Annotated in this window: 19 protein-coding genes; 6 read left to right on the top strand and 13 right to left on the bottom strand. The window is 42.2% G+C overall.

Features of this window, described 5'->3' with window-relative positions; all coding sequences use genetic code 11:
* Positions 1-35: 35 nt before the first annotated feature.
* Positions 36-413, bottom strand: coding sequence for a hypothetical protein (locus LEP1GSC047_RS07610; RefSeq protein ID WP_010410880.1), 378 nt, complete (start codon positions 411-413; stop codon positions 36-38).
* A gap of 282 nt (positions 414-695) precedes the next feature.
* Here LEP1GSC047_RS07610 and LEP1GSC047_RS07605 point away from each other — a divergent pair, with 282 nt between their 5' ends.
* A complete protein-coding gene (locus tag LEP1GSC047_RS07605) occupies positions 696-2,051 on the top strand; it encodes a glycosyltransferase (protein WP_180993220.1) in 1,356 nt (451 codons plus the stop codon).
* Entirely contained in the window at positions 2,048-3,274 is a 1,227-nt protein-coding gene (locus LEP1GSC047_RS07600; protein WP_010410888.1) for a glycoside hydrolase family 57 protein, read from the top strand. The genes LEP1GSC047_RS07605 and LEP1GSC047_RS07600 overlap by 4 nt, the downstream gene beginning before the upstream one ends.
* Positions 3,275-3,340: 66 nt before the next feature.
* Here LEP1GSC047_RS07600 and LEP1GSC047_RS07595 read toward each other — a convergent pair whose 3' ends face one another.
* Entirely contained in the window at positions 3,341-3,862 is a 522-nt protein-coding gene (locus LEP1GSC047_RS07595) for an adenylate/guanylate cyclase domain-containing protein (protein WP_010410892.1), read from the bottom strand.
* A 397-nt stretch (positions 3,863-4,259) separates the two neighbouring features.
* Between LEP1GSC047_RS07595 and lsa26 the strand changes: the two genes are divergently transcribed.
* From lsa26 to LEP1GSC047_RS07575, 3 genes are all read left to right on the top strand, one after another.
* On the top strand, positions 4,260-5,057 hold the full coding sequence (lsa26, locus tag LEP1GSC047_RS07590; protein WP_010410895.1) for a surface adhesion protein Lsa26: 798 nt from the start codon (positions 4,260-4,262) through the stop codon (positions 5,055-5,057).
* Positions 5,058-5,227: 170 nt separating this feature from the next.
* A complete protein-coding gene (locus LEP1GSC047_RS07585) occupies positions 5,228-5,587 on the top strand; it encodes a hypothetical protein (protein ID WP_238325535.1) in 360 nt (119 codons plus the stop codon).
* 258 nt (positions 5,588-5,845) lie between these two features.
* Entirely contained in the window at positions 5,846-6,508 is a 663-nt protein-coding gene (locus tag LEP1GSC047_RS07575) for a hypothetical protein (protein ID WP_010410900.1), read from the top strand.
* Positions 6,509-6,628: 120 nt separating this feature from the next.
* On the opposite strand, the gene LEP1GSC047_RS21865 is transcribed toward LEP1GSC047_RS07575, so the two are convergent.
* From LEP1GSC047_RS21865 to LEP1GSC047_RS07525, 11 genes are all read right to left on the bottom strand, one after another.
* Complete coding sequence (locus LEP1GSC047_RS21865) at positions 6,629-6,796, bottom strand: hypothetical protein (protein WP_020988333.1); 168 nt, start codon at positions 6,794-6,796, stop codon at positions 6,629-6,631.
* Positions 6,797-6,959: 163 nt separating this feature from the next.
* A complete protein-coding gene (locus tag LEP1GSC047_RS07570; RefSeq protein WP_010410903.1) occupies positions 6,960-7,235 on the bottom strand; it encodes a hypothetical protein in 276 nt (91 codons plus the stop codon).
* Between the two features lie 117 nt (positions 7,236-7,352).
* Positions 7,353-7,727 (bottom strand): response regulator, encoded by a 375-nt coding sequence (locus LEP1GSC047_RS07565; RefSeq protein ID WP_010410905.1) that lies wholly within the window; start codon positions 7,725-7,727, stop codon positions 7,353-7,355.
* Positions 7,728-7,739: 12 nt separating this feature from the next.
* Positions 7,740-8,591 (bottom strand): CheR family methyltransferase, encoded by an 852-nt coding sequence (locus LEP1GSC047_RS07560; protein ID WP_010410908.1) that lies wholly within the window; start codon positions 8,589-8,591, stop codon positions 7,740-7,742.
* A 5-nt stretch (positions 8,592-8,596) separates the two neighbouring features.
* Complete coding sequence (cheB, locus tag LEP1GSC047_RS07555) at positions 8,597-9,682, bottom strand: chemotaxis-specific protein-glutamate methyltransferase CheB (protein ID WP_010410909.1); 1,086 nt, start codon at positions 9,680-9,682, stop codon at positions 8,597-8,599.
* 27 nt (positions 9,683-9,709) lie between these two features.
* On the bottom strand, positions 9,710-11,305 hold the full coding sequence (locus tag LEP1GSC047_RS07550) for a methyl-accepting chemotaxis protein (RefSeq protein ID WP_010410912.1): 1,596 nt from the start codon (positions 11,303-11,305) through the stop codon (positions 9,710-9,712).
* A gap of 12 nt (positions 11,306-11,317) precedes the next feature.
* Positions 11,318-11,758 carry a chemotaxis protein CheW gene (locus tag LEP1GSC047_RS07545; RefSeq protein WP_010410915.1) on the bottom strand — a complete coding sequence of 147 codons (441 nt, stop codon included), beginning with the start codon at positions 11,756-11,758 and terminating at the stop codon, positions 11,318-11,320.
* A gap of 13 nt (positions 11,759-11,771) precedes the next feature.
* Complete coding sequence (locus LEP1GSC047_RS07540) at positions 11,772-14,261, bottom strand: chemotaxis protein CheW (RefSeq protein ID WP_010410917.1); 2,490 nt, start codon at positions 14,259-14,261, stop codon at positions 11,772-11,774.
* A gap of 153 nt (positions 14,262-14,414) precedes the next feature.
* Positions 14,415-14,702 (bottom strand): hypothetical protein, encoded by a 288-nt coding sequence (locus LEP1GSC047_RS07535; RefSeq protein ID WP_010410922.1) that lies wholly within the window; start codon positions 14,700-14,702, stop codon positions 14,415-14,417.
* 39 nt (positions 14,703-14,741) lie between these two features.
* Positions 14,742-15,971, bottom strand: coding sequence for a sensor histidine kinase (locus LEP1GSC047_RS20810; protein WP_155825654.1), 1,230 nt, complete (start codon positions 15,969-15,971; stop codon positions 14,742-14,744).
* An 816-nt stretch (positions 15,972-16,787) separates the two neighbouring features.
* Positions 16,788-17,033, bottom strand: a complete 246-nt coding sequence (locus LEP1GSC047_RS07525; protein ID WP_010410926.1) for a hypothetical protein — start codon at positions 17,031-17,033, stop codon at positions 16,788-16,790.
* A 224-nt stretch (positions 17,034-17,257) separates the two neighbouring features.
* Between LEP1GSC047_RS07525 and LEP1GSC047_RS07520 the strand changes: the two genes are divergently transcribed.
* Positions 17,258-20,425 carry a SpoIIE family protein phosphatase gene (locus LEP1GSC047_RS07520; protein WP_010410928.1) on the top strand — a complete coding sequence of 1,056 codons (3,168 nt, stop codon included), beginning with the start codon at positions 17,258-17,260 and terminating at the stop codon, positions 20,423-20,425.
* Positions 20,426-20,451 lie beyond the last annotated feature (26 nt).

The raw sequence follows: 20,451 nt of genomic DNA, 5'->3' as shown, positions 1-20,451 counted from the left end.
GGAATCTTATCGAAAAGGGAATTTCGGAACGGTCTTCAAATCTTCAAATGGTGATCGTGATAAAATTCCTTGGCGGATTTAATGATTTCGGGAGCAGTCGGATGGTCCATCGTAACGACTCCGATCACTTTCTTAGCCAATTCGGGCATATGGGTCTCTAAATACGATTTGAAATGATTCTTTGCCATGCCGGGTCCGGCAATGAGTAGGTCGCTTGACGATCCTAGCTTTTGAGAAACTTCATGGAAGAAATGTTTTATTTCCTCATTATGAATCTGATCGATTCTATCCGGATGATTATCATGATGTTTCGGCTTAATCCTATCTAAGTCTGTATTCATTTCGAACGAATCTTTCGTAAAAACGAATCCTTTTGCCTGCTCCGAATCTATCCAAAGAACTGAATGTCGCATATTTTCCCTCGATACGTTTTCTCATTATACCTTAAACTACATTCATTATAAAATAATTAATATCCGTTTTACGAATGCTTTTTGTCAACGATTCGTAGCAAGAGTTTAAATCAAATGGGCTTCATTAGGCGAGTATCGAAAAGATAAAGCATGGAAATATTTTCACCCGGTATATTACTCGATTTCCTTTTATTTATGCGGCTTGCCACTCCGCCGGTTGCGTAATACGGAAAATATAGTATTACTAATCATTATTAAATGACATGACGACGAGCTGTAGCCGTGAACGATACTGAACTAAAAAATACGCCGCCCAAGAGCGTACTTATGCTGGGTTGGGAATACCCGCCTCACGTCGCGGGCGGACTCGGTGTTGCTTGTCAGGGAATCGTGAATTCCTTATCGAAATTAGGACACACCATCTTTTTGTTGCTCCCTAAACTACATGGTGACGAGGAGCAAATCGAAGGCGTCAATTTACTGGACATAAGTTCCGGGTGGCGACTTCTTACTCAAGAAGACCAAAACGAATTAATTCTAACTCATTCTTTCAATGTTCAAGAAAGCAGCGAAAATCTAAGCTTCTCGCCTTATAGCACGTTCAGCGATGGAAAAGATCGAAGGTGGACACATTCGGAAACTTTCGAAAGAACTGCAGGCCCGGAAAAGACAGGAATAAAGAAGAGTTCCACGGCCCTACCGATTCCTATATCCGGCGGTTACGGTCCTGTCATATTTCATGACATCCATAAATACGCGGATTTTGCGGCCAAAGTCGCAGCCGTATTGAAACCGGATTTAATTCACGCCCACGATTGGATGACTTTTCCTGCGGCTAAAAAAATTCGAACCGAACTTACGACAGAAACAATATTACATTTTCATGCAACTGAATACGATCGATCGGGCGAAAATCAAAACGATTACATAAAGCAGGTAGAAAAGGATGCCTGCGAATTCTCCGATAAGATCATAACGGTAAGCGATTACACTAAGAACTTATTACAAGAAAGATACCAGGCCGATCCTAATAAAATCTTCGTCGCCCATAACGGAATATCCGAAGGCACAGAATCGGAATACTTCGAAGGTAAGGAGAGGATCATCGACGATCCGATCGTTTTATTCTTAGGACGAATCACGTATCAAAAAGGACCGGATTACTTTATCCAAGCCGCAGTGAAAATCGTTCGCGAAGTTCCGAATGTCCGATTCGTCATGGCAGGGACGGGAGATCTTCATCATAGAATGATCGAATTATCCGCGGATTTGGGAATGGGAAAACATTTTCACTATACCGGATATTTGAATAAAGAAAACGCACATCGACTTTATAAAATAAGCGATCTTTACATCATGCCTTCCGTTTCGGAGCCGTTCGGCTTAACTGCATTGGAAGCCATGTCGCATAATCTTCCTGTTATACTATCTAACCAATCGGGAGTAAGTGAAGTCGTCAATCGATGCCTAAAGGTGAACTTTTGGGACACGGATGAACTGGCTGCTAAAACGATCGCCTTACTCAAAAGCGGAACATTAAGAGACCTAATGGGGCAAGAAGCTAAAAAAGATGCCTCTAAACTCACCTGGCATATGAATGCAAAAAAAATCGAAGACGTGTATAGGAGAAAAATATGATATCAGTTTGCTTTTATTTCGAGGTCCATCAACCGTTTCGGCTAAAGCCGTACGGGTTTTTCCAGATAGGAAAGGATGATACGTATTTTGATGATGGAAAGAATTCCGCGATACTAAGAAAAGTCGCTGAAAAATGCTATTTACCTACCACGCAATTACTGCTGGATCTGATTCAAGAGCACAAGGACGAATTCAATTTTACGTTTTCGATTTCCGGAACGGCCATCGATCAGTTTAAGAAATGGTGCCCCGCGGTTCTGGACCGATTCAAACGGCTGGCGGATACCGGTAATGTCGAATTTCTGGCGGAAACATATTACCATTCGCTCTCAAGTTTATTCTCCGAGAGGGAGTTTAACAGGCACGTTCAAAAACACCGAAAAACCATTAAACGTGAACTTGGAGTTTTACCGGAAGCGTTCCGGAATACCGAGCTGATATATTCCAATCGGATCGGAAGTTTAGTTAGAAATATGGGATATTCGGTTATGCTAATGGAAGGAGTCGATAGACTTTTGGATTGGAGAAGCCCTAATTTCCTCTATAAGGCTAAGTACGAACCGGGTTTAAAGTTAATGCTGAAAAATTATCGATTAAGCGACGATATAGCATTTCGTTTTTCCGAAAAAACCTGGACCGCTTATCCCTTAAAAGCGGATAAATTCTCGAATTGGGTTCATTCGGTCGCCGGAAACGGAGAATGCGTCAACCTGTTCATGGACTTTGAAACATTCGGCGAACATCAGTGGGCGAATTCCGGAATATTCGAATTCCTTAAACTATTGCCTTCGGAGATAAAACGGCATCCGGATTTTAAATTCAACACCGTCTCAAGAGCGGCCGAGAATTATCATCCGATCGGAGACATTGATACTCATGAACCCGTATCCTGGGCGGACATGGAGAGAGACACTTCCGCGTGGTTAGGCAACTCGATGCAGCGCCAAGCTCTCGAGGCCGTATATGAGCTCGAGGATAAGGTCTATAGTTTCGGAGACGAAGAGTTGCTGGATACGTACGGAAAATTACAAACCTCGGATCATTTTTATTATATGTGCACTAAGTACTTTAACGACGGCGATGTACATAAATATTTTAGTCCATATTCCTCTCCATACGATGCGTATATCTACTATATGAACGTTTTACAGGATTTTCGTCAGAAACTGAAGAGAAGAATCGCCGCACCCGCCCCAAAAGCCGGACTCTTACAAGAGGCTTGAGCGTCGGAAAGCGTGAATTTGGGCGAATAGGATCGACGTGAGAGGTCGTCTTCAGTCGACTACCTCTTACACTTGACTGGATTTTGACTTACCCTTGACGGTCACCTTACCGAGTTTATTAAACGAATATTTCTTTTTGTCATGAAGTTTCTTGTACTTACCCTCGCTTAATAAAATGGTCGCATAAAGCTCCTTACTCAAACCTTCGATGCGAGAGGCAAGATTGACCGCGTCCGAAATCGCCGTGCCGTACATTCGCTCTTCCTCGCCTATCTCCCCTAACATACGCGTTCCCGTATGCAAACCTATTCCGATCGGAATCGGCTCGTATTTTCTCTCTTTCCAGGAAAGGTTCAAATTCGCCAGTTCTTTTAACATTTCCATCGCTGCTTGCAACGCATCGTCCGGGCTGTTCGGAAACAAGGCCATGATCCCGTCTCCTAAGTATTTATCCACAAATCCTTTATTCTTCCTGATAAACGGCCCCATTCTTCTCGTATAGGAATTCGAAAAATCAAAGTTATCTTTTGGGCTCATTTTTTCGGACGAATGAGTAAAATCCCGAATATCGAAGAAAAGTATCCTCATTTCTCTTTGCCCTTGGTTTCCGAGTCCTATCTCGGTTATGTTTTCCTTATTAAGGAATTTTAAAAACTCTAACAGAACAAATCGACCGGTAAAAACTCGGTAGATCGTCGGATTTGATATTCCATCTCTCGGAAAGGATCAGAATAATTCTAGATGAGGCAAACTCGGTAGGATTCGAACCGGCAATTCTTTTTTTTCCTAAACGTTGAATCAATAAAAATGACTCCGCTTAAAATTACGAAATTGAAACCTAAAAGAAGAGCAAAAAGGTCTATTATTCCGACCAATTGCGCAAGAAATTTATCGAATCGTTATTGCCGCGTTGATTTGACGAGAATCGGGGAATCCACAATTGTTTACTTAACGGCAAGCGTTACTTCAAACCGATAGGCAGAGCATGAATATAAAACGGATTCTCTATTTTCTAATATCTTCGATTCTCTACTTCCAAATCTCGACTCCAGTCTCCGCGTTCGGAACGTTTTCGGAAGGCTGGATGGTCGCCAAATTAATTCAATTTGAAAGTAGAGGGATAATCTACGAATCATATGAAGGTATTCTGGAAATAACTTACTTCGATCCGTTGGAGGAGTGCGAGGCCGCAAAAGACGAATGCTTTACTCCGGTAAAAAAGAAGGCGGCCTTTAGCGTCCGACCCGAAAACGTAAATCTCGTAAACTTCCTTAGCAAGAATCTAAACCAAACCATATTAGTTCAATATAGAATTCACCGAATCAAAGCCATCTCATTGTCTACGGATAGAGAAGTCGTCGACGCTCAATTTCAGGAAAATATCCTGCCGAAGACGTCCAAGGCGAGGGATCCTAAAGAACGTCTTACGGTATGGATCCATGCGAATGAAGATGCCGCCGCGGACAAGTTCGTGGACAGAAAAACCGGCGGAAAAAGAAATTTTTCGGTTTTCGGAAGAATACTGAGTCTCGAATATAAAGGAACATTAGTCGGAACGTACGAAGGACTTTACATCGACGAATCCAGGGGTAAAGTGCATCCATTTTCCGTAACGTCCGAAGACATGGCAGGCTTTGCCTGGAGAGCTCTCAAATACAATGGAAAATATTACTTAGGAATCTCCGTCGCATACGTGAGCGGGTTAAGGGAATCTGATTATGATCTTTTCGAAATCAATTTCAAAGGTCCGGCAGGCACGCTCGAAGGTGCTCAATTCAAATAATCATTATAAAGAATAATGCCTTAGCCGAAAACACGTAAGAGTCTTGTTTTTATTTTGAAATTAGATTGAAACCCTAAAATAAATACGGAGTAAGTTTTTCGTCTTGACGTTTGTTTTTGGAAATAGTCTTTCGAAGCCAGGTTTGATAGATGTCTCTTTCGCGAAGCAGAATGAAGCAAGGCGCTAAATTTGGACGAACTATAGTCCTTTTAGTAATACTTTATTCAGTATCGATGGATGCAATCATTGATACGCTCGATATTTGCAGCGGAAATTGGACAGGCTTTACGCAGACGATTCTTCGAGCCAAACCCGGCAGGCATAGTCTTAAGGATCATGACGGTCTTTTTTCGGGATCTTATTTCGAGGCCCAGGCACCTTTCGATCTTCAAAATAAATTTCTCCCGAGATCGGGATTCGATCTAATCTTAGTTAATCGCATTTCCGTTTTTTTGGATCAACTCCAAGCTTTTAGCTCTTCGCAATTATTAATTCAATTACTTATATCTCTTCCGCCGCCGATCGCTTGATTCGGCGGAGAATACATCTCCGTCCTAAACAAAGGAAAACTTTCACCGTTCCCTTCTCTATTTCCTAGATAAGGTTCGGACCGACTAAAGGAATTTCGTTTTGAAGAGTCCGATCGATGCAAGACGTTTCGAATTTTTTCCCGATGATGCTCCGAGCTCCGATTCGCAGTAATACGTAATTCCGACAAAGGCAGGAATTGTCGCCGGAAAAAGACGAAGGGAGTCGAAAGATAGATCAGGATCTTTATTTAGAATATTATGATAAACTATATATCTATTTTAATACAGTTCTTAATTCTGCTATCCTCGTGCTCCGGAGATAGCTTCTCGAAGGAGACCGACAAGGCAAAATATCCGGAAAAAACCGTAGCTGATTACTTTTTCCGTCTACCTAAGGATCTTCTCGGTCCCGGATTAAAGACCGATGAACAGCGTATCGCAGCGTTATTAAATTCCAAGAATCGCTACGACCTAAAAGGGACGGGAAAATACGCGCTAATCGAATCCTCGACGAATTCTCTCCGATTACGTGCGGGTTTATTGGAAGGGAGTTCGGAAATCGTTTTGGCGTCCTGGAAGAATACCGAGCATTCGGATATCATCGGTATCATACGCACGTATTCGGACGCCGATTCTTCCGAAACCGTATCGCTTCAATTTTATAAAAACGAAAGTAATGTTTGGAACGAGATTACCGATCAAATTTTTCCCGGAATAAAAGCCGAATACTTCGAACCGTATGACTTGAAGCCTCTACCTAAAGATTCGATTCCTGACCATATATATTGCTCCTTGATCCCGAATGATAACGACATTGCCTGTCGTTTTTCTTTGGTCGGAGAGAATCCCGAAGATTATTATAAGAAACCCTCCATCGTCTATCATTGGAAAAAGGACCGTTTCATATTAGTAAAAGAATAACGAACGACAGGATATGAATTCGGTTGCGCGGACTAGCATTCTAAATCCGACCGGGAGGTCTCCCGCAACGCGGAGACGTATAATAAGTACTACGGATAGATTCAAATAAAGTCAGATAGGTTATTTAGTTTCCAAACAGCGGGTTCTCCACAATAATAATCCCGACTTATCCGAATCGATTGCCGCCTTACATTCTTGCGCAGAATTGTAGCTTCCCAGCTGAACGGTTCCTCGAGCCGCATAAAACCATAAAATCCAAAGACTAATTAATAGAATAAATTTCTTCATCGTTTAAATCCCCCCAAAATTCCGAATCCGCTTTTTCATCCGTTCGCCGATCTAAGTTTAAATTGGGTAGACAGACCTTCGCTAATCTAACTTTTATCTTTTCTTTATATTATAATTGACGAATAAATCTTCTCCATTACATAGCTATTTTATTGATAAATGTCTATAAAGTATCGAAGCTAAAGTCTACAAAATCCGATGAAATATATGATTTGCATTCTTCGCAAAAAGAATCGGGCTTTAGTTTAATGATTTTGAGAAGAGCGGATAAATCGTAGTGAGTATGCGTATGGCTTTCCGAACCCGCGACTCTCAGATTGCATACGGTGTCCCGAAATTTCGGTCGATTTTCCTTAAAGACCAGGATGGATTCCAGAATATGGGATTGCATCGTTTCTTGATCCACATAGATGGCATAAATTTTATCAAAATCCTTCATCTCTTTCCTCAAAGTAAGATTTTCGATTCCTGGGGGCAGATTGTACCTTCCATCGAATATTTCGCATTCCGTGAACGGAAGCAGAGAAAGGAATTCAATTGCAGTTAATATTGTCCATTAGGCGATATTTGATTGAAGAACTTGCTTGATAATGTCCAGAAATTGAACCGGACGAAACGGTTTTACGATCCAGCCGTTCGCGCCGGCGGCTGCCCCGCTTTTCTTCATGCTTTCTTCCGACTCGGTTGTGAGCGTAAGAATGGGAACTTTCGCATCGATTTTTCTGAGTTCGCGTATGAACGTAATTCCGTCCATCACGGGCATATTGATATCGGTGATCACCAGATCGAACGGTCCTTGTCCGAATTTTTCGATCCCGTCCTTACCGTCCGAAGCCAAAAGAACTTCGTATCCGCCCATCCCCAAAGTTTGCTGCACTAAACTTCGCATGGTGGCAGAATCATCCACCGCGAGAATTCTAACCGTACTCATATTATATCTCCTTTAAAATAATGTTACACTAGTTGAATTAATTTCATAGTAGCGACAAAGCCCGAATTCCCGAATAATGAAATTATTCGAGAAACCTGAAATTGATTCCGCAGAGCCTAGTATTAGAAAACTGTCGGGATTCATCGATTTATAAATCTTCTGGAACAAATTCGATCGCTCCTTCATATCGAAGTAATAGGAAACATTTCTGCAGAGAACAAGGTCAAAGCCCGAAGGAAAATTCGGAGAAATTAAATTATGTTGTTCGAATTCCACGATTGATTTAATTTCATCCTTTATTTTAAAATTTCCGTCCTCAGCTTTATCGAAATAGCGATCCGTATGGTATTCTTCCAACCCGCGACCGATTTCAAAGGGAGAATAGCATCCTATTCTTGCTTTTTCGATTGTTTCCTTCGCGATATCGGTAGCGAGAATTCGAACATTCTTAAATAAATGGGGGAGTCTCTCTTTGATCGCTATAGCGATCGAATACGGTTCTTGGCCGGTGGAACAGGCGGCACACCAAATTCGAATTTTCTGATCTCTTAAATCGTTATCCTTGGATCCTTCTTCCAGCCGTTCGACTATTTCGGGAAGTATCCTCTGCGTGATCGCTTCGAAAATACTTATATCACGAAAGAATTTTGTTTCATGGGTGGTAATTCGCTCGATAACTTGTTCTCGAAAATCCTCCTCTTGGTTGTTTTCGAATTTCTTAGAAAAATCGAGGAAGGAACCGATTTTGTGGTCGACCATGATGTCGGATAACCTGCTCTCTAAGAGATATAACTTTTCCTCGCTCAGATAGATTCCGGTCGCCTTCTGTAGGACGCTTACGAATTGTATCATCTCTTCTTTCATTCAACTTATCCTCTTCTCATGGAATCGGATATTTTATCCGCTATACCTTGAATATCCAGTACTTCGTCCACTATACCGTCCTTAATCGGTTTATTAGGCATTCCGAATACGACACAACTTTCCTGGCATTGAGCCAACAATAGGCTTCCGGACTTTTTCATTTCTTTCATTCCGACATACCCGTCTTCGCCCATCCCTGTCATAATGATCCCGATCGATTCGTTCGGAAAATTGTTCGCGATTGAGTTGAATAATATATTTACCGACGGTTTACAAAGTTCCTCTAATGGACCGTCGAATACTTTTGCTATAGGACCCTTTCGACTTTGAGAAATCTCGAGTTGCTTACCGCCGGGAGCGATATAGACGGATCCACTTTCTAGTATCTCTCCTTCTTCCGCCTCTTTAACTTTTAATTTCGTAACTTGCGAGATATTTTCGGCAAGGTAGCTGGTAAAAAGAGGAGGCATATGTTGCGCAACGACGATACTACCTTCTACTTCGCTCGAAATTCTAGAAAACAAATCTCTCAGGGCTTGAGGACCGCCGGTCGAGATACCGATGACGCAAATTGCATATTTCCGTTTGAAAGAGCTTTTCGGAATCTTACGAGCGAAATCCGTTTTTACGATATTCTTAGTTTTACTATAATTCTGTGCGTGAATTGCTTTAATCTTAGCCGTTAACTGCTCCAACGCCTCTCCGATTCTTTCGGCAGATTCGGAAAGACCGTCCGGCTTGGATACGAAATCTAGGGCCCCCATTTCCATAGCCTTGATGGTGACCTTAGCTCCCTCCATGGTGAGGGAACTAAGCATAATCACATTCGTCGCCGGATAGTTTGCTTTGATTTCGCGTAAAGTTTCAATTCCGTTCATCTCAGGCATTTCCACATCCAAGACCACGAAATCCGGTTTAAGGTGCGCGATTTTAGGCAAAGCATACTTACCGTCTATTGCGGATCCGAGGAATTCGATCTCAGGGTCTTGAGAAAATGAGGCCCTGAGCAGATTCCTATAAACGAGGGAATCATCTACGGCCAAAACCGAAATTTTCTTCTTATCCCTCGTCAATTCCATAGGGTACCCCATCTTAATTCCTCTTTCCTTAATCCTAGTTTAAATCTTAAACTGGTTCACCAACGAGGTAAGGCCGGCCGCTAATTCCTGCAACGATTGGGAAAGTTTAGATACACGACCGGAATCCTTTGCGCCGTCCACGGATGCGGTCGATATACCGTTGATATTTTTAGTAACGTCGTTCGACGTTAAGGCCGTCTGGCTGACATTCGCGGCTATTTCCTTTGTTGTGATCGATTGTTCTTCCACCGCGGACGCAATGCTACCGCTGATCTGATTCACTTCGGCGATCACATTTGTAATACGGCCGATGAACTCGATCACTCTTTCGGTGCTTCTCTGGATGGCCGAAATTTTGCTTTTGATCTCCTCGGAAGATTCTGCGGATTGTCGAGCCAACTCTTTCACCTCGGACGCAACCACCGCAAAGCCTTTTCCGGCGTCTCCGGCTCCAGCGGCTTCGATTGCCGCATTCAATGCCAGAAGCTTTGTTTGAGATGCTATATTCGAAATGCTTTCAATAACATTACCGATTTCCCTCGCGTTTTCGCCCAGTTCTTTTACGACTTCGCCCGTTTCGAGCGCGGTCGAATTGGCTTCGCGAGCGATCTTTGCCGAGTCTGCCGCTTTCTTTGCAACTTCGCCGACCGACACCGACATCTCTTCGATCGAACTTGAAACCATACTCAAATTTTGATTCATCTGAGTGGCGGCAGCCGCAATCGTCTGCGATTGCTGCGACATCTGCTCGGTTCCCGAAGATAGATTTAAACTCGCGCCGGAAAGATCGCTGGAAGATTGAAGTAAAATATCCCCGTTTTCCTTTAATCTAGCGATCAATCCTGCCGTATTGATCAACATACTTAAAATAGCCTTGTCTAATTCTCCTATCTCGTCGTTTCGATTATGAACTACGTTAACCGATAGATCCCCCGTTGCGATTCTATTTGCAACTTGAGTAGACTCTTTTAAGGGTTTCAAAATATAGCCTATATTATAAAATCCCCATACAATTTGTGTCGCGGCAAAAAAGGCCGCCGACCCGTATGCGATCAAATGATTTAAGCCGAAATAAATCGAACCTGCCAAAAAGGAAAGTCCAAATGTGTTCGCAATGATATAAGCGGTAAGTTTGAAGCGAATGGATAACCATCTTGTACTGGTGGAATCCAATGTGGTTTTACCGGATAAAATATCCTTATACAATTTAGCCGCCGACTCCACTTGAGATCGATTCGGCTTTCTCCGAACGGAAATATATCCGACAGTATTGCCATTTTCGATCCTAGGCGCGACATTCGCATCAACCCAATAATGATCTCCGCTTTTGCTCCTGTTTTTTACGATACCTCTCCAAGGCTTGCCGGCTTGTATCGTATCCCAAAAGTCCTTAAAAACACTGCGAGGAATGTCAGGATGCCGAACTACGTTATGCGCCTTTCCAACCAATTCATCTTCGGTAAGACCCGCGATTTCCAAGAATTCCCTATTCGCGTATATGACCTTTCCCTTTAAATCGGTCATTGAGACGAGTGTAGTCCCGTCGCGCATCGCAACTTCTTGGTCCGTGACTGAAACGGACATTTGCTTCCGTTCGTTCTCTACTTGATTCTTTTGTGAAACAAAGTTAAACATGCTTTTTTCCTCTTACGCGTCCTCTAAATGCAATAATTCTTCATGGTTTAAGACGATTAACGTTTCTCCCTTAAATACCGCCACATTCCGAATATACCGACCTTCTCTCTCATCCAAATGGGAAGGACAAGGCTCGAAATTCTTCTCGGATATCTCGATGATGTCCGAAACTTCGTCCGCAAGAATGGCAAAAGCCTGTTTCTTGCCTTTCAATCGTATAATAGAATACTTATCTTTATCCCCATTGGACTGCTTTCCGAATAGATTCTGAAGATTCAATATAGTTACGACGTCGCCTCTTAAATTAACGATTCCCTCGATGTAAGGAGGTGCACAAGGTATTCTTAATATTTTTTTATTATGATCCACCTCTTTGCATTCGGCGAGAGGGACCCCGTATATTTCTTTACCGAGAAAGAAAGATAGAAATTGCTTATTATTTATTTCGTCCATTCAAATTTCCTTATTAGTTAATATCAACTAACGTCAAATTCTTACTTATCTTACTCATCACCGTCTTACCGTCTATTATGATTACGATTTGTCCGGAGAGGACGCCGCTCCCTAATACTCCCGTGGACAAATCCTCGCTTTTGGTGAACGACGGAATTTCTTCGACGACGTTTACGATTTCCTCGACTAGCAAACCCTTTCTGCCGTCCTCAAAGTGCATAAGAATAACGGTGCTTTGAGCATGAACTTGCTCATTCGAGAGATTAAAGTAATTCTCCAATCGACAAAGCTCCAGAACTTCGCCCCTATATTGAATTACTTCACGTTTCATAATATACTCGATTTGTTTAAGATCGATTAGTTCTATTCTCTGAACGTCGTTCGAATTTATACCGAACAATTGGCCTCTCACTGCAAACAGAAGATACTGATCCCTTGCGATCGTTTCCTTCGTCGAAATCGATTTTGTTTCCTCCAGAATATTCGCTTGAAGGCTAAGATATTTGGCGATTCCGGATATATCCAAAATAAGACTAACACTCCCGTCGCCAAGAATCGCGGCACCGGTGTATAAATTAAGGCGGGCTAAATCCTTGGTTAACGGCTTTACTACGATCTCTTCCGAGTTTTCTATCTCTTCAACGAGCAATCCGAAATGATGCTTCTCCGTGTGGACAACGACTAAATATCTACTTTCCGTAATGGAACTATTCGAAAGCTGCAGGATTTTACTTGCACTTAGTATAGGAAGCAAATGCCCGCGTAACTGATAGACTTCCTTATTCTCGATCGAAGAAACTAATTTTCGATCCAATAATATCAATTCGCTGATATTAGCCTGCGGAATAGCGAGGTGCATCCCTTCGGTCGCCACCATCTGACAGTTTATTATGGATAAAGTCTGCGGAAGCGTAGCGCTAATAATCGTCCCTTTTCCGGGGACCGAAGATATCGAAACGGAACCGCCGGCCTTCTGAAAATTCATTTTCACGACGTCCATTCCGACACCGCGACCGGATGTCGAAGATACGGACTGCGAAGTGCTGAAGCCAGGAATAAAGACCAACTCGGCGAGCTCTTCCGTAGATTTTCGATCCGCTTCCTCGGGATTAAGTATTCCTCGCTCGATAGCCTTCTCCCGAATTCTTTCGAAATTCAGACCGCGTCCATCGTCACTCACTTTCAGAATGACGTTCCCTCCCCGCAAAGCCGCCGAAAAAGAGATATTACCTTTCGCAGGCTTTCCAAAAGCCGTCCGCTCGCTCGCCGCCTCAATACCGTGATCGATAGCATTTCGAATCATATGCGTGATCGGATCCGAAATCGTATCGATGATATTCTTATCCAACTCGACTTCTCCGCCTTCGAGATGGAGCTCGACTTCCTTGCCCGTGATTTTCTCCAAGTCTCTAACGAGTCGCGGAATTTTTTTATAAAACGATTCCAATTTTTGAAGACGAGTCCGCATTATACTTTCTTGAGACAATGTAATAAGCTGGCTTAGGTTCCGCACGATTGACAGTAACGAATGATCCTGATAGGATTCCACTTTTTGCAATAATTGGTTTCGAACGATAATCGTCTCACCCGCTAAATTGATCATATGATCGAGAGCTTGAAGCGGAATTCTTAAATACGACTCTGCCTGGACGTTCGCTCCGTCGGCTCTCGTCAATGAAGAGGATTCATCCTTGGGATTCGATGAGGGATGAAACCCATTCTCGCCCCGCCCGTTAGCTCGACTCTCGACCACCGCCGTAAATGCATTTATCGGAATATTCGTTTTCCATGATATATCCGATAAGCTTAAGTCCGATAAGACCAGGAGATAGCGTTTATGTACGCCGTTCTTTTGCGATCCATTCTGAGGGGAGCCCAGTTGACCGGAGAGCAGGATTTCTCCAACGGTCGAAACCGCCTCCAAGACCGAATCGCTTACGGCGTCTCCCTCGGTTTCCTTGGATTGATATTTTAAAAAGAACAAGGAACTATTCTCGGCTTTTGCCTTTTCCACGTATTTCTTAGGAATGGATATTTTGGATTTTTCTTTCGGAGCAATTTTCTCCTCATTCTTTTCTTCCGATTTTCGAGAATATAGACCGAAGCTAGCTTTTTCGCCGGATTCGATGACCGTTAGGAAGGAGTTAATTCGAATCAAAAGATCTTCGACATCCCAACCCTTATTCTTTTCGACTTGGGAGAGCATTTCCCTAATTTCATCCAGGCAATTGAGAATAAGCGCGACTTCCTCATCCGAGGGCTTGGTCTCTGTCTTTCGTCTATGATTTAACAGGCTCTCCAAAGAATGGGATACTTTTGACACTGCAGGAAGATCAAATATCGCCGAATTCCCCTTAATAGTGTGGATTACGCGAAATAGGGTATTTACTTGTTCCGGTTTATAATCTTTTTCGATATCGAGTACGGCCTGTTCCGCTAAATCGAGCAGGTCCGCGGATTCGGCCAGGAAATCCTTCAACAAACTTACATAATCAACTTCCATCTATCCCTCTTAAATGGCGATCCCCTTAGCCATCTTAAACGATCAAGCAATAAACATAATATATTAATAATACACTGGTATTATTGAAATAATATTACACAAACTTATAATAAAAATATCTTTCCAACATATCCTCTATTCCGAAGTTCGAGCTTAAACTGGATATTCCATTTCCACTTCGGAACGAATCCGATCTATACTCTCTCCCACAAGAGGTCCTAGATCGCGAAGAAATGCGCTTAAAGCTTCCGAACGGGACGAGAAAGCCGAAAGAACATACCTTTTATTATCCTCGTTTAACTCTCGAATATAATGTTCTCCCGAAATTTTCGGGTCGATATTCCACCAATCGGGGACGGCTTCTTTCAAATTAAAATTGCATCGAAGATATCGTTCCATCAGGATGCAGATCGCGATAACTCTATGCCGGGTATTACTCATTTGGAATCAAAATCCTCGAATACTCTATTTTCAAATATATCAACAAATCGGAAACTGCAACTCGGCTGCGACTCTTCGAGAACAGGACTCGCCCGTATAATCGTTAAGTTCGTATATCGATACTTTACAATCCGATTGTCTGGCAAGATTTTGAGTTAGATTCAACCCGATGCCGAAACCGAAGTCGAGGGTATGAAATCGCTCGTCATAGATATGATTCAAACGGAAAAACGGTTCGAAGACCTTGAAATAATACTCCTCGGGGATACCTGAAATTCCGGTTTCACCGATCGAAATGTCATTCATTACAATAAGCGAAATATAGCTCCGATTGGAATATAAGAGAATGTGAATTTTCGAGTTTTCCGGGGAGAATTTCATCGCGTTAACCATCAGTTCCCTGAATGAAAACTTCACGAAATCCGGATGCGAATAGACGAATTGATCGAACGATCTATCTTCGAAGAAAATCTGTTGGTTCTTAATTTTTGCGTATTCTTCGAATTCGGTGATGCCGGATCGAATCGAGGATAAAACTGCATCAAAGTGGGTACGTTCCTTATCGATGGCAAGATCGAACAAAGATCTGAATTTCTCCAGTTTGTCGGTCCAATCGCGAAGTATATCCTTGTTTTCAAAAATGGAATCAAGTAAATCGATTGGCACGGAATATCGCCCATTCTCGCGAACGAGAAACGATTCAACCAAATCCAATCTAGTGATCAAGGAACCGATGCCTAATCCCTGAGAAATGCTGTGGGTTAAATTATCTAGGATATTTTTACCGATCGTAAGACTTTCCGAACTTCTTCGATTCTCCTTCCATTGAAGCCAAGCGACTTCGGATACCAAATTCTCTTCGTTTAACGCCTTCTTATGAAATTCGCTGAGGCGGCTTTCTTTCTCGCAAAGCACGGTAGAAATGCATTCGACGAGTCTATGGATATCCTGCCCCTTATCCAACACGCTATGTATCCAAGGCAGTGAGGATATATTCGGATCGAGAGAATCGGATGCAGCATTTACGAAGAAAACGCTCCCCGGCGACAATTTTCTTAAGGATCTCAAAAATTTAATGCAATCGATATCGGTAAAGCTTGGATCGACGATGATCGCCGGCGGCTCGACCTGCATACAATTCTCCAAAGCGTTTGCGACTGATGATGCGTATATAATGCCGTATTTTTCCGCTTCAAAATTCGCGGATAGATTCTCCGCATATGCGGCATCGGAATCTATATACAGGATATTCTTTCTCGGGTCGGACAAAAAGTTCCTCCCGGTAAAATCCTCAATCAAATCGGCACTCATAAATTTTGACACTAAGCTATCCTAATATTCCAGCGAATCTTATCGAGCGCGTACGGAAAATATTTCTTTCCACTAAATACAAGGACGTGTTTTAACAGGCGGATCAACAGAGATCGCTTAAAAAAAAATGCGCATTATAAATTATTAATTATAAGACCTATATACCCTTGAGTAATATATTCGAATAGTATTCGATACTGTGCACCGGCCGAAATGTTCTCTCCGATTCTATGCAGAATAAATTGTTTTTCTCCTAAGGAGCGCATATAATAGGAACATATCTGCGTCATTTCGGAAGCAATTGGAACTTTTTTCGAAAATAAATGATGATGGCAAATTAGTTACTCTTGAGAAAATGAAAATTCATGGCCTGAATCGTAAGCTCAGGATTTTTTATGAGAAATCGAAGTCTTGACAATTGTCAATAGTGATTACGCTCAAATTCAATATATCCAGTTCATCTATGAAACAAAATCATATAGTTTTATACCAAAGCAATCGGTCGAATGCCTTGAAAGCTAGTTTAATAGAAATTTAGGCAGTAAGGTATGATGAGATTTCTTCGATTTTTTAAATAAGTAACGGCGAATGCTGTCGCATCTTACGGGTTATCCAACGAGAAGACCTCCGCACTTTGGATCGCCGGCTTACGCACCGAATGCTCTCGGCAATAAAAAAACCCCTTAAGGAAGGGGCTTTGAAGATCCTACTCTATTTTCTAGAAAGAAACTCCTTTCAGGCTCTTTTCATCCATTACGAATACAGGTTATTCTTTTAATTTTCGTTCAAAAGAAGAAGAGCCGCCTCCTTAGTGCAATCATAAGCCTCGATTTCCAAAACAAAATCATCACCGGAACTTAGATTTGTCAGAATTTCGAAACCGTTACCTCTCAAGTCGCCCGAGACCACTTGATTCACTCTCATATACTCGACGTTCGCAATCCCATACGTATATCCGCAATCGGTCATAATAATCACTTTGTTATCTTTTCCGTTAATTCCGGCGATCGTCCCCTTCATTTACACCTCTCCCTACTTGAATGCTAACAGGCTCTTTAGGATAATTTGGACGTTAAAATTCTACGAATTAAAAAGAAACTTTTATTCGTTTAACATTATTTTTCTTTCTCGAGATCGGTTTTTCACGGAATATATTCGGCGAGTCGTTCGAAAAAGATGGAAGCAATAACTATTTTCCTTGACGTTCCTCTATTTCCCGCAATGCTACAGAGTCCCGTTCTCATATGGATCCGATTTATTTCAATTTTTATTCGTTCGGCTCCCTATTAGCGGCGTTATTCTCGGCGTATGCTGCCGTATTTTTCCTGGGAATCAAAGATAGAAGCAAAGCGGCCCTCAACATAGGCATCGCTACTTTAATCACTATATTCTACCATTCGGCTTACGCGGTCGGTTTCTCTTCCTACGATGAATGGACGATCTTCCACAGATGGTTCATGATTCCGATTCCTTTAATCAGCCTAATTCATTTATTTCTTTTTTTCTTTTATTTCCCGGAACCGAAAAAGGAGAAAATCGGGTTAATTCTTTTTGGAATCCAATACTTGGGAATCTTGATAGTTACAGGATTCTATGTCACGGTTTCATTAAAAGCGACAAGAACATTCGTATTCGGAAGTCATCACTGGGACTTTCAAACGCCTATGTTTTATAAGATATTTTCGCTCATAGTTTTAATCTATATAATATGCCTAATCGCGGCGGGAATTTGGAGAGCCATAGTCGAAAAAGGGAAACAACGACGGGCGGTAATTTATATTTTATTGTCTTACTGTTTTCTGAGCATCTTCTCGGGAATTATGAACGCATTAAGCAGAGATGGAACGGTTTCTCGAGCGGCGTATCAGCAATGCGCGGATCTAACTCTAGTTGCCGGCTACTTTATTATGATCGTCTTATATATCAATATCACCAAAGAGCGAACGACCATACTTAGTCGAATCGTCGGTGTTGCGATGGCGACTTTTCTACTCGTATTTCAGCTAGTCGGCTACGCGATCCTAAACGGCTACGAATCCTCCTTTGATGCGATTCAAACAAAAACCACTCGGTTAGTCGTTCTAAATGGAGAAAGACCGGACGATCTTTCTTATCTAGTGTCTTTCGATCCGGATACGTCAAGAATTGAGACCCTGTTCGGAAGCAAGGATAAACGAACGGGAACCAACGATAAGGACGAGTTGCGATTACTCTATTATAAAAACAAGCTAATCCGCTTGGGAAATCTAAAAGGAGATCAACGTTGGGAACGTTCGTCTGAAATTATAGAGCAGGATCCGAAGCATCTCTCGGTATACAGTGCCGGCTTAAAGGAATTTTTATTATCGAAAGGATCGGAATTCGTTTCGGATGAAGCAGTCCATGCATTTTTCATTCTTTTGGAAAGTAAGTTAAGGGTTATTCGAAGTAAATTTTATAATTCGCCTCAAAAGAACGATAAAGCCTTAGTATCCAAACTTTTCGTTTCGAAAGAGCCCGGCGTATCTGCGACTCTTGATTCATTTTCGAAAATATTCCTCTCAGAAGTCGAAAGCGGAAAAAATAACGAGGAAATGAACGATGTATTCCTATCTACATTGATTCCGATTCGTGAGGAAGGAGAACGAATCTATAGAGGTATCCGGACATTTCGCCCGGGGGACGAAAAACCGAAATATTACGTTTCATACATATACACCCATCCGAGGAGCGGAATAATTTACGAGGCAGGATTCGATTACAAATCCTTGAGACGGTACCTTCATCAACCGGCTTTGATATTAGTCATTTCCCTAGTATCGATCGTGTTCGTGACTGCCGCCGGATTTAGACTTTTCTTTAAAGGAGCATTATTAACTCCCCTAGATAATATCGTGATAGGATTGAGAGAAGTTAATTCCGGAAACTTAGATTACCGACTGGTTCCTCATGTGGAAGACGAAATCGGCTTCATAGCGCGTTCCTTCAATCGAATGACTCTTTCGATTAAGGCAGCAAGAGCGAGGCTGGAGCAATATGCGGCGGAGCTGGAAGGAAAGGTAAAAGAAAGAACGAGAGAGTTGGAGCACACATTAGATGAAATCAAGGAACTAAAACAGCAACAGGACGGGGATTATTTCCTGACTTCTCTTCTCATCCGGCCTCTCGGTGAAAACAAAGCTACACAAGAAAAAGTGAAAGTGGATTTTTTTCTAGAGCAAAAAAAGAAATTCTCCTTCCGAAACTACGAAGAAGAGATCGGAGGGGATATGAATATCGCCAATCATATCGAACTCAAAAACAGGTCCTTCACCGTTTTTCTAAACGCTGACGCCATGGGAAAATCCATGCAAGGCGCCGGAGGTGCCTTGGTTTTGGGAGCCGTATTCGAATCCATTATCGAACGCACGCGTTTGATCGGTTCGATTCGCCTACAATCTCCGGAATATTGGCTAAAGAGCGCATTTACGGAACTTCATAAAGTTTTCGAAAGTTTTGACGGATCGATGCTGGTTTCCTTGGTAATGGGACTCGTAGATGATCAAAGTGGAATCTTATATTATATAAATGCGGAACACCCGTGGACGGTTTTATATCGCGACGGTATTGCATCCTTTATCGAAAACGAACTTCTATTTAGGAAATTGGGTACGACAGGTTTGGAAGGACGTGTTTTCATAAAAACGTTTCAGTTAGAACCCGGAGACGTTATCATAGCAGGTTCCGACGGAAGGGACGATATACTCTTATCCACCGACGAAACGGGAGGAAGAATCCTAAACGACGACGAGCAACTCTTTCTTAAACTAGTGGAAGAAGGGGGCGGCGATCTCAAACGGATTTATGAGCGAATCTTGAGCCGCGGTCCGCTAACCGACGATCTTTCGATGATCAGACTCTCATTCTCCGAAACAAATGAACGGATCAACGAGGAAGAAACGAAAGAAAAGGAAAAGATAAAAAAGCTTCTAGCCAAAGTGAGAAAAATGACTAAGAGCGACGAGATGGAGGAAGCCATCTCGTTTTTGGAGGAAGCGGACACACTGAACAATAGAGTCCCGGAAGTAAAAAAGAATTTCATTCAACTTTATTTAAAAGTCAAAAACTACCGCCAAGTCGCCAGATACGCGGAAGATTATTTGGATTTAAAACCTATAGATAATGATATATTATACGTAGCTTCCTTTGCCGCAAGGAAGGCCGGTTTACTTAGAAAAGCTTTGAACTTCGGAGAACGTTTAAGATTAAGAGAACCTAGTCATCTAAAGAATCTAATCAATTTAGCCCAAATTTACATTGCATTTAAAAAATTCGACGAGGCCGCTTCGACTATAAGATTCGCGCTTGAACTCTCGCCGGAGAATAGTACTATACAGAAGATCAAAGATCTTTTGAATCGATTGGTTGAAAAACAGGAGAGTGAAAATCTTTAACTTGCTTCAAAGCCGAATCGACGACA

The sequence above is a fragment of the Leptospira inadai serovar Lyme str. 10 genome (genome assembly GCF_000243675.2).
Lineage (GTDB): Bacteria > Spirochaetota > Leptospiria > Leptospirales > Leptospiraceae > Leptospira_B > Leptospira_B inadai.
This window is presented reverse-complemented; position numbering and strand designations above follow the sequence as displayed.